This window comes from Methanothermobacter sp. (genome assembly GCF_030055435.1).
In the GTDB taxonomy this organism is placed as follows: Archaea; Methanobacteriota; Methanobacteria; order Methanobacteriales; family Methanothermobacteraceae; genus Methanothermobacter.
The window spans coordinates 1-15,029 of sequence record NZ_JASFYG010000003.1 but is presented as its reverse complement, the minus strand read 5'-3'; the positions used below and the strand labels follow the sequence as shown (position 1 = coordinate 15,029).

Genomic DNA, 15,029 nt, shown 5'->3' with positions numbered 1-15,029 from the left:
ATAAAGTAATAAAAATAATGGAATAAAATACAATTTAATAATACTATAATTCCTGATAGCATATAATGATGTTTTTATAGTCCTCCCACCTAATATCACTCCTGGAGTGTTAAACATGAAGGTTCCAAGATGCATGAGTACACAGCATCCAGACAACGTGAACCCGCCGTTCTTTGCAGCAGAACCTGAACTCGGTGGTGAAGATGAAATCAGGGAGGCCTACTATGTCTTCTCACACCTCGGCTGTGATGAACAGATGTGGGACTGTGAGGGCAAGGAGGTTGACAACTACGTCGTGAAGAAGCTCCTTACAAAGTACCAGGCCTTCTTCCAGGACCATGTGCTGGGGGAGGACCTCAGGTTAACCCTCAGGGTCCCCAACCCCACTGTGGAGAGGGCCGAGGCCAAGATACTCCTGGAGACCCTTGAGAGCATACCAAGATCCTATGACACCGCAAGCCTCTTCTATGGAATGGACACACACCCTGTATTCGAGGTCATACTGCCAATGACCTCCTCCAGCAGCTGCCTCAACAGGATCCACAGCTACTACCGGGACTTTGTCAAGGGAAAGGAGAGGCTGCAGCTCGCAGATGGTGTAACCGTCAAGGAGTGGATCGGGGAGTTCAGGCCCGATGAGATCAATGTTATACCCCTCTTCGAGGACTATGAGGGGATGCTCAACGCAGCCCGTATAACAGGCGAGTACCTCGATGGTAAGGACCTCACAGGGCAGAGGGTCTTCCTTGCAAGATCCGACCCGGCAATGAACTACGGTATGGTCTCAGCCACCATACTCAACAGGATAGCCCTCAGAGACTTCAGGGCCCTTGAGGAGGAGAGTGGGGTTAAACTCTACCCCATCATAGGTATGGGTTCAGCCCCGTTCAGGGGAAACCTCAGGCCAGATAATGTGAGGGACGTTACAGGGGAATACAGCGGGGCATACACATTCACTGTCCAGTCCTCCTTCAAGTACGACCATGAACCCTCAGAGGTTATGAAGGGGATAAGGGAGCTGAGGTCAGCAAAACCAGGCAGGGCATCTGATATTGATACCGACCGTGCCCTTGAGATAATCTCAGCCTACTGCAGGGAGTACCGGAGGCAGGTCATGGACCTAGTGGATATCATAAACAGGGTTGCAAGGTACGTGCCCGGAAGGAGGAAGAGGAAGCTCCACATCGGACTCTTTGGATATGCCAGGAGTATGGGTAACGTTTCACTTCCAAGGGCAATAACATTCACCGCCGCCCTTTACTCCCTTGGTGTTCCCCCTGAGCTTCTGGGCTTCAATGCACTGTCCTCTGAGGAACTTGAATTCATAGAGGATGTCTACCCTGGCCTCAGGCGTGACCTTGGAGATGCCTTGAGGTACGCCAACCCTGACTCACCATTCCTTAGCCCTGAGGTTAAATCGGCGGTTGAGGAGTACATTGAACCTGAATATGATGAGGACCACCGCAGGGTCACCGATGAAATCATAAGGGCCCTCAGGGTTAACAGAACTGCCAACCTCCAGGAACTCATACTTGAGGCTGCAAGCCAGAGGAGGTTCCTGGGATAACCCCCCTCTTTTTTCAGCTCCTCCAATTACAAGGATGATACTAAACAAGACACTAAAATAAGTTCTGGAGTAACTTCCCTTTTTTCAACCCCCAGACTACAAAATATTAAAATAATTTAAGAAACATAATAAATCTGGGGTTGTTTTATGGATAATGTTGAAAGACTTAAAATGATTGAAAAGTCCCCTATAAGTTTTGAGGGACTCCGTAAACTGAACATTGCAGCCGGGACCCTGCACCTCCTGCAGGGCCTCCTGATGGTTGCACTGGGATACCTTCTGACCTGGGACAGGGACATATACACGTTCTACCTGAAGTTCAAGGTGATATCACTGAATCCACCGTCATTCCAGGTGCTCCCGAACCCTGAGGTGGCCTTCACGGTTAGCTACCTTGGTGTGATACTCGCATCGTTCCTGCTTATCTCTGCGGTAGCACACTTCACCATAGCCTTCCTGAGGAATGAGAGTTACGTTGAAAACCTCAGGAGGGGGATGAACCCCTACCGCTGGTACGAGTATGCATTCTCCAGTTCAATAATGATCGTCATACTGGCCACCTTTGTGGGTGTTTGGGACCTCTGGTCACTTGTGATGATCTTTGTGCTGAACGCCTCAATGATAATGTTCGGTTACCTCATGGAGAAGATCAACCAGTACACCGAGAAGATCGACTGGTCACCCTACCTCCTCGGCTGTATTGCTGGTTTCACACCCTGGATAGTCATTGCGGCATACTTTGTGGCGGCCCTTAGTTCATCAGAGACCCAGCCACCTGACTTCGTGTACCTCGCACTACTCCTCTACTTCGTGATGTTCAACACCTTCTCCATCAACATGCTGCTCCAGTATAAGGGTGTCGGTAAGTGGAAGGACTACCTCTATGGTGAGCGGGTGTACATCATACTGAGCCTCGTTGCCAAGACCATACTGGCCTGGCTGGTATTCATAGGGGTCTTCTCACCATTTTAACCTTGGCTCAGCCAGATTAAAAGTATCCACCCTGTCTTCCCACCATTCCAATTTTATTCCGACTGAAACCGCAAACTATTTATATAGCTTCCACTTAACACATATTCTGCCGATATGAACTGTTTTTCAATACAGTCCCGTGGGGTAATGGCAATCCTGATGGACTCTGGATCCATCGATAGCGGTTCGACTCCGCTCGGGACTATTCCCCCCAAACCCCCCTTTATCGAAACCTATTTATGATGAACCTCACCACCTATTAACTGTCATAGTCCCGTGGGGTAGTGGTAATCCTGCTGGGCTTTGGACCCGGCGACAGCGGTTCGACTCCGCTCGGGACTATCAACCAACTGATTCTGTGTTTAGAATGGAACAAATCCTCATAATAGGCGTCAACACAAGGCCTGTCGCTGAATCAGCCTTCAGGGCTGGATACAGCGTCTACTCTGCATCCTACTACTGCACCCTGGACTTTCGTGGATATACAGAGAGAAGGTGCATACTCCAGCAGCAAAAAGGTGAAAGCTGCGGAAGGTTCCAGGAGAACTTCAGTACAGAGAAACTCCTCGAAGCAGCATCGGATTTCATGGAAAAGGTTGATGGTATAATACCCCTCACAGGGGCCCCTGGACTTCCAGAAGATAAGGTGCTGGGTAACCCAAGGGCAGACCACGTGGAAGACAAGTACCGCCTCTACCAGAGGATAAAGAATTCATACCCCACACCCGAGACTCATCTCATCACCGACCCCCATGAAGCACTGGAGATTGTATCCAGTGGAGAGAAGAGGTACCTCATAAAGCCCGTGAGGGGTGCCGGGGGCTTCGGTGTGATGGATTTCCAGGAGGCCAGCGGCGAGTTCCTGCTGCAGGAGTACATTGAGGGCGTGCCCGTGAGTGCCTCTGTGCTATCAACGGGTTCTGATGCAATAACGGTACTCACAAGCAGGCAGATTATCAAAAGAAACATCCCAGGATTTGAGGGCCAGTTCATCTACGCCGGTAACATGACACCGGGGCCTCAAGGTGTGATTGAGGAGATGGCAGAGGACCTCATACTCGACCTCTCACTCAGGGGCTCCAATGGTGTCGACTTCATCATGCAGGGCTCTGAAGTGTATGTTGTGGAGGTGAACCCCCGCATCCAGGGGACCTTTGAATGTGCCGAGGCATCTCTTGGTATAAACATGACCGAGGCCCATGTGATGGCCTGCATGGGTGAGCTCATTGAAAAACCGGAACCTCTCATGTATGCTGTTAAGAGGATACTCTACGCCCCCTCAAGGTGCATGGTGGGTGAGATAAAAATCCCTGGGGTCTATGACCTCCCATTCCCCGGTGCAATAATTGAGGAGGGCGAGCCCCTTGTAACTGTGCTGGCTGCAGATGAAAACCCTGAACGGGCGCTTTCAGCTGCATCCAGTAGGTGTTACATGGTCAGAAAAAAACTGAAACCCCTCTAGACACCAGAAAAGTTCTGAAGTGATCAATGGCCAAAAACTGAAACCCATACCATGAACCAGAAATAAGGTTCATTCAGGGGCAAAAAACTGGAACATGGTTATATTATGCCCAGAAGCAGGAGTATCAGTATTATTGTGCCTATGGTGATGAGCACTGTGCTCAGAATCATACCGCCCGTCATTAAAAGGAAGAGTTTCGCCCTTCTATCCGGGTCCTTAAGGTACTCCTTAAGCGGATCCTTACTCATATCATCAGCCTCCACTAAAGTTCCCTCACAAGGAATATGTACTGGGTTGCCGTTGGAAACCTTGCCCTCAGCACCCTAATCTCAGGCCTGTAAATGTAGATCTCATCCCCCTCCTCGTCCCTGCCAAGAACCTCACTCACCACCTTAACCTCAACCTCACCGGATATCCTTGCACCCGATGTGTCTGATTCTATCTCAATGTAGATTGGTAACCTCAAACGCCGTGCCTCCTGGGGAGTCAGCATGTCCCTGAGCTCCTCGAGTTCAGCCCATTTGAACCTGTGCCTCGTACCATCAGAACCCAGGACGTGGGGTTTATCCTCCCCCAGGAGCTCCTCCAGGGTCTTTCTCCTGGATGGAAGGTGCCTGTTGAGGTTGAAGATCTCCTTCTTTATGAGCCTCTCTGAGCTGTCACCTCTCATCATATAGCCTATGTTTTATATTCTATAAAAGATTAATATCTTAACTGAAGGGAGGGTGGACCTTGGATATTGATATAGAGCAGTGCAGGGAAAATGATAAGATAAAGGAGATAATAAGTAGCAGCGGACTCCCCATAAAGTACATAAAACTTCTCCTGAGGCTCTCCGACGGCATATACATAAATGGGGTTAACTACAACGTTAAGATAACAGATGATGGTGTTTCAATCCTCCTCATATCTTCCAAGCCAGATAACAGGACAGGTGTATTCAGGACAGGCGCCCTCACCAACATATTCTACCGTATACGTGAAATTGAAAAGGAGAACGAGGAGATTGAAACCGAGACCCGTGTCAGTGACGGCCTGATAGAGGTAAGGATCCAGTTTAACTGATGGTGGTGGGTGATGGATCCCGACGATTACCACAGCATCCTGATGGAACTTGCAGATTTCAGTGAAATCGACACATCAACCATAGCATCAACCCGTAAATCCCTAATGGAACTCAGTGAGAGGAGAGAACAGTTACTCGAAATTCAAGAGCAAATAAAGAGGGATATAAGGGGGGCTGAGCGCTACTATCTAGATCGGATGGCGGAGATAAGAACTGAGATTGAGGACCTTAAGGAGAACTCATCCATGTTTAAAAGGATAATAACAGGTAACCCTGCGGCTGCGCAGGCAAAGGCAATGAAACAGCTGCAGAGAAACCGTGATGCCCTTATTGAGACCTACAGGGAACTCCTTGAGTACACCGAGGAACTCCTTGAGTACACCGAGGACCTTATGATCGAACTCTATGACACAATAAAATCGTTTTTTGGATAAAAAACTCATTTTTAAATTAAAAAAAGATTTAGTGGGTTAATTCGACAGGGAGGATTATGAGGACTCCCAGAAGGTCGTTTCTACTTATTTTACCATCCACTGCAGCCACAAAAGTCGCATGGTCAGCCTTACGATCCATGCTTATTGGTAGGGGTGTCTCCTCCCCGGCCGCTATCGGATGACCCAGAGGGTTTGTGGCGTAGGCACACATGAAGACTATGTGGTTTGCGGGTATGCTGATCTCCTTTATCTTCACAGGTTTTGCCTCGCCGGCCCTAACCTCAACATCCTCATCTGCAATGATGGCCCTGAGGTTGCCGTAGACATCCCCCATCCTGAAGTCAACAAGCTCCCTCTTATACCTCTCCTCGGCCTCACGGACCTGGCCGAGCCTTGTAAGTATCCTAACCATCACTCCATCTCCATGGATTTTTTGATCATCTTCAACCTGACGAAGTTCTCCCTCTCCATCTCCTCGAGCCTCATCTCAATGTACTTGACTGTGTTCTTGAGTCTCGGGATTATGATGTGCTCAAGGGCGTTGACCCTTCGCTTGGTTGATTCTATCTCACCGGCAAGGAGCCTTATGGTCTTCTCGATCTCACCGAGTTCTATTATGAGTGCCAGGGACTCCTCGAATTTCCTGGCTGCCTCGTCAAGTTTAACTGATGTGTCCACAAGGCCATAGCCACGCTCAACCACCGTCCTCCTGGTTGCACGGGCATCCACGACAGGGACGACGACACCCATTATACTCCTTGAGTCTATGTCAACCTCCACTGACTCCCTCACTGACATTGCGGCCCTCTCAACCGCGGCATCACCCATGAGTACCTGGGCCTCTGTGAGGTCCATGAAAGCCTCCCTGAGGTGCTCCTCCACCTTTTCACGGGAACCCTTAACCCTCTCAAGGATGTTGAAGAACTCCATGATAAGGGCGTTCCTCTTCTCCTTGAGGAGACTGTAACCCTTAACAGCGAGTTTCTCCCGCTGCTTGAGTTTCAGGAGCTCCATCCTCGTTGGGTTGATCCCCTCAATCATTTCCTGTGCCATCTGCTACCTCTCCTGAAAAATATGTTGGGTGTTACTCTGCACCCGGGAGGTACTTGGGTATGTGCTCCTCGCGGACCCTCTTGAGTTCGGATCTTGGCAGGAGTGACAGGAGCTCCCAGCCAAGGTTGAGGGTCTCCTCTATGGAGCGGTCCTCATCACGTGCCTGGGTGATGAAGCGTTTCTCAAATTCATCGGCGAATTTGAGGAACTTCCTGTCCCTCTCTGTGAGGGCTTCCTCACCCACAACAGCCATGAGGTCCCTTAAATCACGACCCTCGGCGTAGGCACTGTAGAGCTGATCAGAGAGACCACTGTGGTCCTCACGTGTCCTTCCCTCACCGATACCACCACTCATGAGCCTTGACAGTGATGGCAGCACATCCACCGGTGGATATATACCCTTACGGTGGAGGTCACGGCTAAGCACTATCTGGCCCTCTGTAATGTAACCTGTGAGGTCAGGTATCGGGTGGGTTATGTCGTCCTGTGGCATCACAAGTATTGGCATCTGGGTGATTGACCCCTCCTTGCCAACTATACGGCCTGCCCTCTCATAGAGGCTTGCAAGGTCGGTGTACATGTAACCCGGGTAACCCCTTCGACCTGGGACCTCCTCCCTTGCAGCTGATATCTCCCTGAGGGCCTCACAGTAATTTGTAAGGTCGGTGAGGATAACAAGCACGTGCATGTCGTGTTCAAAGGCGAAGTACTCTGCTGTTGTCAGCGCCATCCTCGGGGTGATGATACGCTCAATGGCAGGGTCGTCTGCCAGGTTCATGAACACTGTAACCCTTTCAAGGGCGCCTGTCCTCTCGAAGTCCCTCATGAAGTAGTTTGCCTCTTCGTGGGTGATACCCATGGCAGCGAAGATAACTGCAAATTCGCTCTCCTCTGCAAGCACCTTTGCCTGCCTTGCGATCTGTGCGGCCAGTTCGTTGTGTGGAAGCCCTGAACCTGAGAATATAGGGAGTTTCTGACCCCTCACAAGAGTGTTCATCCCGTCGATTGTGGATATACCTGTCTGTATGAACTCCGCAGGGAACTCCCTTGCAGCGGGGTTCATTGGGCTACCGTTGATGTCCAGTTCCTTCTCAGGGATGATTTCAGGGCCGCCGTCTATTGGCTTCCCTGTACCGTCGAATATACGACCCATCATGTCAAGGGATACGCCGATCTTGGCTGTTTCACCTGTGAACCTTATCTTTGTGGTCTCTGTGTTAAGGTCACTTGTACCCTCAAAGACCTGGACGACCGCCAGGTCCTCCTTTACCTCAAGGACCTGTCCCCTTCTCTTCTCACCTGTGGGTGTTTCAATCTCCACTATCTCACTGTAAGCAACCCCTTCAACACCCTCAACGATCATCAGAGGCCCTGAAACCTCCGTGACTGTGGTGTATTCTCGGGTTTTGATGTTAACGTTCATCTTCACACCTCACCACATTCCTTGACGATCCTCTCCTGGATCTCCTTGATTCTTGCCGGGAATTCATCTTCGGGTATGTACTTCATACGCCCTATGTCCTCCTTGACCGGGAGGGCTATGATGTCCGCTGCTGGCGCACCTCTCTCAAGTGCTGCTGTTGCATTCTTGTGGAACATTATGATTGTCCTGAGCATCTCGAACTGCTTTGATGGTGAGCAGTATGTGTCAACCTCATGGTAAGCGTTCTGCTGGAGGAAGTCCTCCCTTATCATCCTTGTTGTCTCAAGGGTTATCCTCTCCCTGTCTGGAAGTGCGTCGGGTCCAACGAGCTGGACGATCTCCTGGAGTTCTGCCTCCTTCTGGAGTAGCGCCATTGCCTCGTCCCTTATGGCCCTCCATTCAGGATCAACGTTTTTGGCCCACCATTCCTCGACGCTGTCAACGTAGAGTGAGTAGCTCTGGAGCCAGTCAATAGATGGGAAGTGACGCTTGTCTGCAAGGGATGCGTCAAGTGCCCAGAAAACCTTACAGATCCTGAGTGTATTCTGTGTGACAGGCTCTGAGAGGTCACCGCCTGGTGGTGAAACCGCACCAACGACTGAGACGGATGCAACCTTGTCCTCTGAGCCGATGGTTGTAACCCTTCCGGCACGCTCATAGAACTGTGCGAGCCTGGATGCCAGATATGCCGGGTATCCCTCTTCACCGGGCATCTCCTCGAGCCTTCCTGAGATCTCCCTCATGGCCTCTGCCCACCTTGAGGTGGAGTCAGCCATGAGTGCAACATCGTATCCCATGTCCCTGAAGTACTCTGCTATGGTTATACCCGTGTACACACAGGCCTCCCTTGCAGCCACAGGCATGTTTGAAGTGTTTGCTATTAGAACAGTCCTGTCCATGAGGGGGTTACCTGTCTTTGGGTCCTCCAGTTCAGGGAATTCCTTAAGGACCTCTGTCATCTCGTTACCCCTTTCACCGCATCCAACATAGACGATTATGTCTGCGTCAGCCCATTTTGCAAGCTGCTGCTGGGTAACAGTTTTACCTGAACCGAATGGCCCTGGTATTGCGGCTGTACCACCCTTGGCGACTGAGAAGAATGTGTCCTGTGCCCTCTGACCTGTTATGAGTGGCACGTCAGGGTCAAGTTTCTTCTTGTATGGTCGACCCTTCCTCACAGGCCACTTCTGGAGCATCTGCACCTTAACGGTACCCTTATCGGTTTCCACCTCTGCTATATCATCAAGGACCGTGTATTCGCCCTGGGGCACTATCCTTGTGAGTTTACCCTCAACGTGTGGTGGGATCATTATCCTGTGGGTTATTGAGGATGTCTCCTCCACCTCACCGATTATGTCCCCACCCTTAACCATCTGGCCCTCCTGGGCCACTGGCTTGAAGTTCCATTTCTTATCCTTTGGGAGTGATGGTACATCCACTCCCCTTTCGATGTAGTCTCCGGTAAGTGCCTTTATATTCTCTAGGGGCCTCTGTATCCCATCGAAGATTGAACCCAGTATTCCAGGTCCTAGTTCCACTGATAGAGGACCGCCTGTTCTCTCAACGGTCTCTCCAGGTTTTATACCTGCTGTTTCCTCGTAAACCTGGATGGTTGCTGTGTCACCCTCAAGTTCAATGATTTCTCCTATAAGCTTGTCTTCGCCCACCTTGACCATTTCGTACATCTGGGATCCTCTCATCCCCTCGGCGATGATAACAGGACCCGCTATTTTTATAATCCTTCCTTCCTGTGTCATTTTACCATCTCAACCCCAATAACTCTTTTAATAAGGTCCCTCAGTGGATCTGTTTCACGTTCTGAGGGCCCTGTTTTATCAGGTATCTCTATTATCATTGGTAGTGCACTTGAACTTGTGGTTTCCTCAATAAATTCCCTCAGTTCATCCCCAATCTTTTCAGTGACAATTATTATTGAGAACCCTTCACCTATAAGGTTCCTTATGGTTTTTTCTGCCTCGTCAGGTGTCTCCACGACATGACCTTCCCTGACGCCTCCAAGTCTGAACCCTGTCACGGTGTCCCTGTCACCGACCACTGCAATATTTGAACTCATACCAACATCTCCTTAACCATTGATTCAGGAAACCCGGGCTCCCTTTTGCTTCTGGCTATGACCTTGAGATTTCGCACCTCGGCTTCCTTCCTGCTGAGGAATCCTATCATTGGTCCCACCCCGAAGGGCTTCTTGAGTGCGAAGTTCCTGGCCATCCTGTTGAGGTTGTCCTCAAGGACGCGCTCGAAGACCGCCACTGAACCTGTTGATGTGTACTCTGATAGTGCCTCTGACAGGATCTGGCCGTAGTCTGTCCCCTCAAGGCCGCTTATAACTCCACTGACGTCCTCTGCCTCCATGAGGTCCTTGAGCTTCCACTCCCTCAGCTGGTAGCCGTGGGGTACTATGTATGGGCTTATATCATCGTAGCTGAGGCTATCGGCTTTTGCACGGAGTATCATCTTGAGGTTTGCCACGTCCACCTGTGTACCAAAGTAGGTGTGCAGAATTTTGGTGTTGTCATCTGAGGGACTTCCAACTGACCTTATGAGGTCCTCCAGGAATTTTCTGTCAAGAGCCGCCTCGATTGGGAGCAGCATACCTGTTTCCTGGTACTGGGAGAGAGCATCCTCCAGTACCTCTGCGTACTCTGTTCCCTCAAGACCTGTTACGACTTCCTGGACATTTGATGCATCCACCAGACCCTCTATGACCTCATAGATCTCCCCTGCAGGTACTATCAGGTTCACTGTCTCCTCAGCACTTAAACCTGCGTCCTTTGCTGTTATGAGGCTCTTTATGTTCCTTATATCCCACTTCCGGAGGTTTGCCCTGAATGGCTCCCTTATGGAGGCAGGCGCTATCTTTGATACTGTCTCATAGGTCTCTGCAAGCTGACTTTCAAGTGCCTTCTCAATGGGGAAGCGGTCAACGTAGCCTGCATAATCGGGTAGTCCTCTGAGGTAGTTTTTGAACTCCTCCATTGACTCTGTCTCAAGGATCTCTGAGAGCTGTTTCTCGTTTATCAGTCTTCCAATACGTGCCCTGACTCTGGCGTTGGGGTATGCAAAGGGGAATAAATCTAATATAGGCCTTATAGTTGCTATTACAACAATAGCACCTATAATTGCCCCTCCAAGGAGGAGTACGCCTATAAAAGATTCTATTGAAGGGAATCCAAGCGCTGTTACAATTGTTGTGATGCTGTCAGCCATCTGTTATCTCCCCTTTTATTGGAAAAGAACCTTGGCCACCTCTGAACGCAGAGCCTTTTTGAAGCGGGACATCCTGGCCTCTACTGTATTGTTAACCTCAACCAGTCCATCCTTTGTCCTTACCACTGCTCCTCCAATGGTTCTGATACTGTCTCCAACCTCCAGGGTTGTTTTTTTACCTGTCTCGGCTTCCACTTCAGCTGCGATTTTGTCAAGGCCAAGGTCAAGGGAGTCATCACCCTCCTTCATGCTGACGGTGAGTTCTCCCCCACCTATTTCAACTGCGGCCTCCTTTATCATTGCCTTCAGGGCGCTGACGTATTCATCTGAGGACGATGATGCCAGGTTTTGAAGTTCCTCCTCGGCCTTTCTGAAGGCCTCCTGTATTACCTCTTCCCTTGCCTCCAGCTCTGCACGCCTTGCGTTCATCTTGGCCTCTGAGATTATCTGCTGGTACCTCATATCGGCCTGTTTCCTGGCTGATTCCAGGATGCGTTCGCTGGCCATTCTGGCCCTTTTTTCACCTTCCTCTAGTATACCGGCGGCTTCCTTTTCAGCTTCCTGAATGATGGCGTCTGCCTTTGCCTGAGCCTCTGACATTATACTGGAGACAATTTTTTCGGCTCCGGAGCTCATCTAATTAGCCTCCTAGTATTCCGCCGAAGACCATGAGGAGTATGGCAATCAGGAACCCGTAAATAGCCTGTGTTTCTGAAAGGGCTGAGAATATAATACCCCTCGCAAACATGTCAGGGTCCTCAACAACTGCACCCACTGATGACGCTGATGTTATACCCTGACCCATACCTGAACCGAGACCTGCGAATCCTATGGCTGCACCTGCACCCACAGCCACAAGTCCGGCTGTTACATCCAGGCCCTTTCCTCCTCCAAGGAGTCCTGAGAACACCAGGAGAAGTATGGCGATCAGGAAACCATAGATAGCCTGTGTCTCTGGCAGGGCTGAGAATATGATACCCCTCGCAAACATGTCGGAGTCCTCTGCAACTGCACCCACACTTCCTGCGGCTGCTATACCCTGGCCTAATCCTGATCCAAGACCTGCGAATCCTACTGCAACTCCAGCACCTATTGCTGCTAAAGCGGTACCTAATGCTATTTCAACCATTCTATTTACCTCCTTATCTTAGTGAAGTTTCTTTCAGCGCGAAATGCGTTGAATTTGTTTTTTCCACCCAGATAGAACTGGGCAAAGAATTCCACATAATGCAGACGAAGTGAGTTTATGAAGGCACCAAGGCTCTGGAAGGCGTTGTTGGCAAGGTGCCCGAACACGAATATTATCGGGGCCAGAACGACTCCAATGACCGGTATCATCTCATAGCTCAGTCCTGTGAGGATGTTAACGGTCATGGCTATACCCCCTGTTGATAGACAGAGGGCCAGGAGCCTAGCATATGATAGGAGTGTACCCAGGAACCCTGATACATCCATGAGGCCAAAGAGGCCATTGTAGTAGAGCAGCATTGCAGCTGCCAGGATTATCACTGGCGCCCCCAGGAACATTCCTCCGAAGATGTAGAGGATGATACCCAGTTCAAGTATCAGCCAGACTATCTGTGACCCAAGGGCCTCCCTCATGTTCCCGAGCCTTATGTTGTTCCTTGCCCCCAGGATTAAACCGAAGTTGATGTGCAGCACACCAACCGTGAGTGCCATTATGAGTATGTTCTGGGGGTTCACAAATGCGTCTATGGCCGGTATGACCGTTGGCAGCTGAATGTTCAGGAACCGTGGGAAGAAGTCCCCTATGAATCCATTGGTGACCATCCCGAGGATGAAGGCCCATACCCCGCAGGACATCATGATTATACCGAAGTCCCTCATGAACCCATTGACCTTACCAAGGCCCCGGTAGAGTATGAGTCCTATGAGTGCATCCAGTATACCGTACCCTGCATCTGTGAGACAGAACCCAAAGAAGAACGGGAACACGAAGGCCATGAAGATCGTCGGGTCGATCTCGTTGTACTTCAGTGGTGAGTACATCTCCACGAAGTTCTCGTAGGGTTTGGCGAATCTGGGGTTGTCCAGGAGCACCGGAACCTCCTCGGGGTTTGGTTCCTCGAGTTCGGTGACGCAGTGGCCTTCGGATGACTCCTCAACAACCTCGATGGCCCTATCGGCCTCCTTGAGGGGCACCCATGCCTCCAGCATCACTGTTTTCTCGGTTTCGCCGAAGAGTGAGAAAACCTCGTTTCGCTCCTTCTCGATTTCAAGCTGTTCCTTGAGGACAAGGAGTTCGTCCTCCCATTCACTGTTTATCTCCCTCAGCTTTGAGATGATCTCATTTCTTTCCCTCTCAATTTCCGCAATGCGTGTCTCTGAGGAGGATATGACTTCTGATGGTCTTCCGCTGAGTTCGCTGATCTCGAACCGCTCAAATTCCATTCGCCTGAGGAGTGAGGCCACACTGTCCCCATGTTTCCTGAGGGTTATTATTATTAAAATGCGCTCTGCCTTGGTTTCCCCCTCTGCATCGAAGAGTATCAGTTCATCTGTGATCTCTGAGAGTTTTTCCCGGATTTCATCCAGATTTTCAGAGGGTATTCTCCCGGCGATTCCGGTTATGTACTTTGAAGCATTGAGATCGGCAAAATCAATATCAAATTCTTTCAGTTTCTCTGCAACTGTCAGGCTTGATTCAAGGCTTGCTTTTTCTGAATCAAGCTCATTCAATTTTTCCTCCATAACCCTGGTCTCTGATTCGACCTTTCCCAGGAGTTCCTCAGCCATTTCTAGGAGTGATTCTGTGTCCAGTTCCTCAACCTCTCTTTTCTCAAAGACAGGGGGGTTGATGAACTCCTTCAGGGTATCCTTGAGGCCCTTCTCCTGGGCTGCCACTGAGCCAAGGAAATCCAGGATACCGCTTGTCTTCATGAGGAGAGACGAAACCTTTCCTGTGTAGGGTGTTGCCCTCGATGGTTTAAGGATCTGGCGCCATTCTGCATCTTGCTGGATGCGCTCGGAGATGTCATCGATCTGGGTTATTCCCTCCTCATGCAAGGACCGAACCACTGAATCCGAGTACTTGTCCAGGGTTATTATCTTGAGTTTTCGCATCCTTGCCGGTAGAAACATGTTACTCACGCTACAAGATACTTTTCACGATAATGCTGGCGGCTTCAGGGACCCTGCCCATTGCCGCTGATTTCATCGTCTCCACTTCACGCTTTGCCTTCCCTGAAATGCTGATGGCTTCCTTTCTGGCCCTTTCTTCTGCTTCCATTATGAGCTCATCGCCCTTCTCACTGGCCTCCTTTTCAGCCTTTTCAAGGAGTTCACTGGACCTGGTTCTGGCGTCATCGATTAGCTGGGATGATTTTTCTCTGGCCTCCTGAATTAACCTGTCAGCGTCATTTTCAGCCTTCTTTATGGTAGTGATAGCTTCCGATATGGTTGTCATGCAAATCACCCTATTAATGCAAAGGTCTATTTCGGGGTATATTTATCTTTTACTATTTTATTCCAGAGTTTATGATACTCAACTAAACCTATTCGGTGAACAAAGCCTTTTGAATCCCTCCCTTGGTTCAATGAATCATATTATGAGACTTAAATGAATTTAAGTGTATTATAAAGGTTGTTATATGCTATAAAATGATTTTATGTTGCCTGAAGGCCCCTACTACTCAGGCATTGTTTCAAAGTCTGCGCCGGCAGAGAGGTTTTTCTCCTCCTCGCCGTCGTAGTGTATTTCTTCGATGTCGAAGAATTTTCTGAAGGCTGGTTCACGCACCTTCTCCTCGTATACGTGGGATATGAGTCCGGGGAGCCGTCCTATCATGAAAACCCCGGCACCT

Annotated in this window: 17 protein-coding genes, 2 tRNA genes and 1 pseudogene; 7 read left to right on the top strand and 13 right to left on the bottom strand. The window is 49.9% G+C overall.

The window, feature by feature from the left end:
* Positions 1 to 115: 115 nt before the first annotated feature.
* From ppcA to QFX30_RS03505, 5 genes are all read left to right on the top strand, one after another.
* Positions 116 to 1,567, top strand: a complete 1,452-nt coding sequence (gene ppcA, locus QFX30_RS03525; protein ID WP_300488340.1) for a phosphoenolpyruvate carboxylase — start codon at positions 116 to 118, stop codon at positions 1,565 to 1,567.
* Positions 1,568 to 1,714: 147 nt separating this feature from the next.
* Complete coding sequence (gene heR / locus QFX30_RS03520; RefSeq protein ID WP_300488337.1) at positions 1,715 to 2,539, top strand: heliorhodopsin HeR; 825 nt, start codon at positions 1,715 to 1,717, stop codon at positions 2,537 to 2,539.
* A 133-nt stretch (positions 2,540 to 2,672) separates the two neighbouring features.
* Positions 2,673 to 2,744, top strand: a tRNA-Gln gene (locus QFX30_RS03515).
* A gap of 65 nt (positions 2,745 to 2,809) precedes the next feature.
* Positions 2,810 to 2,881: transfer RNA gene (locus tag QFX30_RS03510), tRNA-Gln, on the top strand.
* 25 nt (positions 2,882 to 2,906) lie between these two features.
* Positions 2,907 to 4,001 (top strand): ATP-grasp domain-containing protein, encoded by a 1,095-nt coding sequence (locus QFX30_RS03505; RefSeq protein WP_300488334.1) that lies wholly within the window; start codon positions 2,907 to 2,909, stop codon positions 3,999 to 4,001.
* A gap of 98 nt (positions 4,002 to 4,099) precedes the next feature.
* Here QFX30_RS03505 and QFX30_RS03500 read toward each other — a convergent pair whose 3' ends face one another.
* On the bottom strand, positions 4,100 to 4,249 hold the full coding sequence (locus QFX30_RS03500; RefSeq protein WP_170130272.1) for a hypothetical protein: 150 nt from the start codon (positions 4,247 to 4,249) through the stop codon (positions 4,100 to 4,102).
* 14 nt (positions 4,250 to 4,263) lie between these two features.
* On the bottom strand, positions 4,264 to 4,671 hold the full coding sequence (locus tag QFX30_RS03495; RefSeq protein ID WP_300489091.1) for a DUF61 family protein: 408 nt from the start codon (positions 4,669 to 4,671) through the stop codon (positions 4,264 to 4,266).
* Positions 4,672 to 4,733: 62 nt separating this feature from the next.
* On the opposite strand from QFX30_RS03495, the gene QFX30_RS03490 reads away from it, so the two are divergent.
* Both QFX30_RS03490 and QFX30_RS03485 read left to right on the top strand, forming a co-directional pair.
* Entirely contained in the window at positions 4,734 to 5,066 is a 333-nt protein-coding gene (locus QFX30_RS03490; protein ID WP_300488324.1) for a hypothetical protein, read from the top strand.
* 12 nt (positions 5,067 to 5,078) lie between these two features.
* On the top strand, positions 5,079 to 5,501 hold the full coding sequence (locus QFX30_RS03485; protein WP_300488321.1) for a hypothetical protein: 423 nt from the start codon (positions 5,079 to 5,081) through the stop codon (positions 5,499 to 5,501).
* Positions 5,502 to 5,529: 28 nt separating this feature from the next.
* Here the strand turns inward: QFX30_RS03485 and QFX30_RS03480 are convergent, their stop codons facing one another.
* The 11 genes and pseudogenes from QFX30_RS03480 to QFX30_RS09065 form a co-directional block, all read right to left on the bottom strand.
* Positions 5,530 to 5,913, bottom strand: coding sequence for a DUF22 domain-containing protein (locus QFX30_RS03480; RefSeq protein WP_300488318.1), 384 nt, complete (start codon positions 5,911 to 5,913; stop codon positions 5,530 to 5,532).
* Positions 5,913 to 6,554, bottom strand: a complete 642-nt coding sequence (locus QFX30_RS03475) for a V-type ATP synthase subunit D (RefSeq protein ID WP_147671651.1) — start codon at positions 6,552 to 6,554, stop codon at positions 5,913 to 5,915. Before QFX30_RS03475 ends, QFX30_RS03480 begins: the two co-directional genes overlap by 1 nt.
* 31 nt (positions 6,555 to 6,585) lie before the next feature.
* Positions 6,586 to 7,977 carry an ATP synthase subunit B gene (locus tag QFX30_RS03470; RefSeq protein ID WP_300488315.1) on the bottom strand — a complete coding sequence of 464 codons (1,392 nt, stop codon included), beginning with the start codon at positions 7,975 to 7,977 and terminating at the stop codon, positions 6,586 to 6,588.
* 2 nt (positions 7,978 to 7,979) lie between these two features.
* Entirely contained in the window at positions 7,980 to 9,734 is a 1,755-nt protein-coding gene (locus tag QFX30_RS03465; RefSeq protein WP_300488287.1) for an ATP synthase subunit A, read from the bottom strand.
* Complete coding sequence (locus tag QFX30_RS03460; RefSeq protein WP_300488285.1) at positions 9,731 to 10,051, bottom strand: V-type ATP synthase subunit F; 321 nt, start codon at positions 10,049 to 10,051, stop codon at positions 9,731 to 9,733. The genes QFX30_RS03465 and QFX30_RS03460 overlap by 4 nt, the downstream gene beginning before the upstream one ends.
* Positions 10,048 to 11,205: a V-type ATP synthase subunit C gene (locus QFX30_RS03455; protein WP_300488282.1), complete on the bottom strand. Its 1,158-nt coding sequence runs from the start codon at positions 11,203 to 11,205 to the stop codon at positions 10,048 to 10,050. The genes QFX30_RS03460 and QFX30_RS03455 overlap by 4 nt, the downstream gene beginning before the upstream one ends.
* A gap of 15 nt (positions 11,206 to 11,220) precedes the next feature.
* On the bottom strand, positions 11,221 to 11,841 hold the full coding sequence (locus QFX30_RS03450) for a V-type proton ATPase subunit E (RefSeq protein WP_300488280.1): 621 nt from the start codon (positions 11,839 to 11,841) through the stop codon (positions 11,221 to 11,223).
* Between the two features lie 4 nt (positions 11,842 to 11,845).
* On the bottom strand, positions 11,846 to 12,334 hold the full coding sequence (locus tag QFX30_RS03445; protein WP_013296144.1) for an ATP synthase subunit K: 489 nt from the start codon (positions 12,332 to 12,334) through the stop codon (positions 11,846 to 11,848).
* 5 nt (positions 12,335 to 12,339) lie between these two features.
* Positions 12,340 to 14,307, bottom strand: coding sequence for a V-type ATP synthase subunit I (locus QFX30_RS03440; RefSeq protein WP_300488277.1), 1,968 nt, complete (start codon positions 14,305 to 14,307; stop codon positions 12,340 to 12,342).
* Positions 14,308 to 14,317: 10 nt separating this feature from the next.
* Positions 14,318 to 14,632 carry an ATP synthase archaeal subunit H gene (ahaH, locus tag QFX30_RS03435; RefSeq protein WP_300488275.1) on the bottom strand — a complete coding sequence of 105 codons (315 nt, stop codon included), beginning with the start codon at positions 14,630 to 14,632 and terminating at the stop codon, positions 14,318 to 14,320.
* A 222-nt stretch (positions 14,633 to 14,854) separates the two neighbouring features.
* Positions 14,855 to 15,029, bottom strand: a pseudogene (locus QFX30_RS09065) (citryl-CoA lyase); the annotation flags it as partial.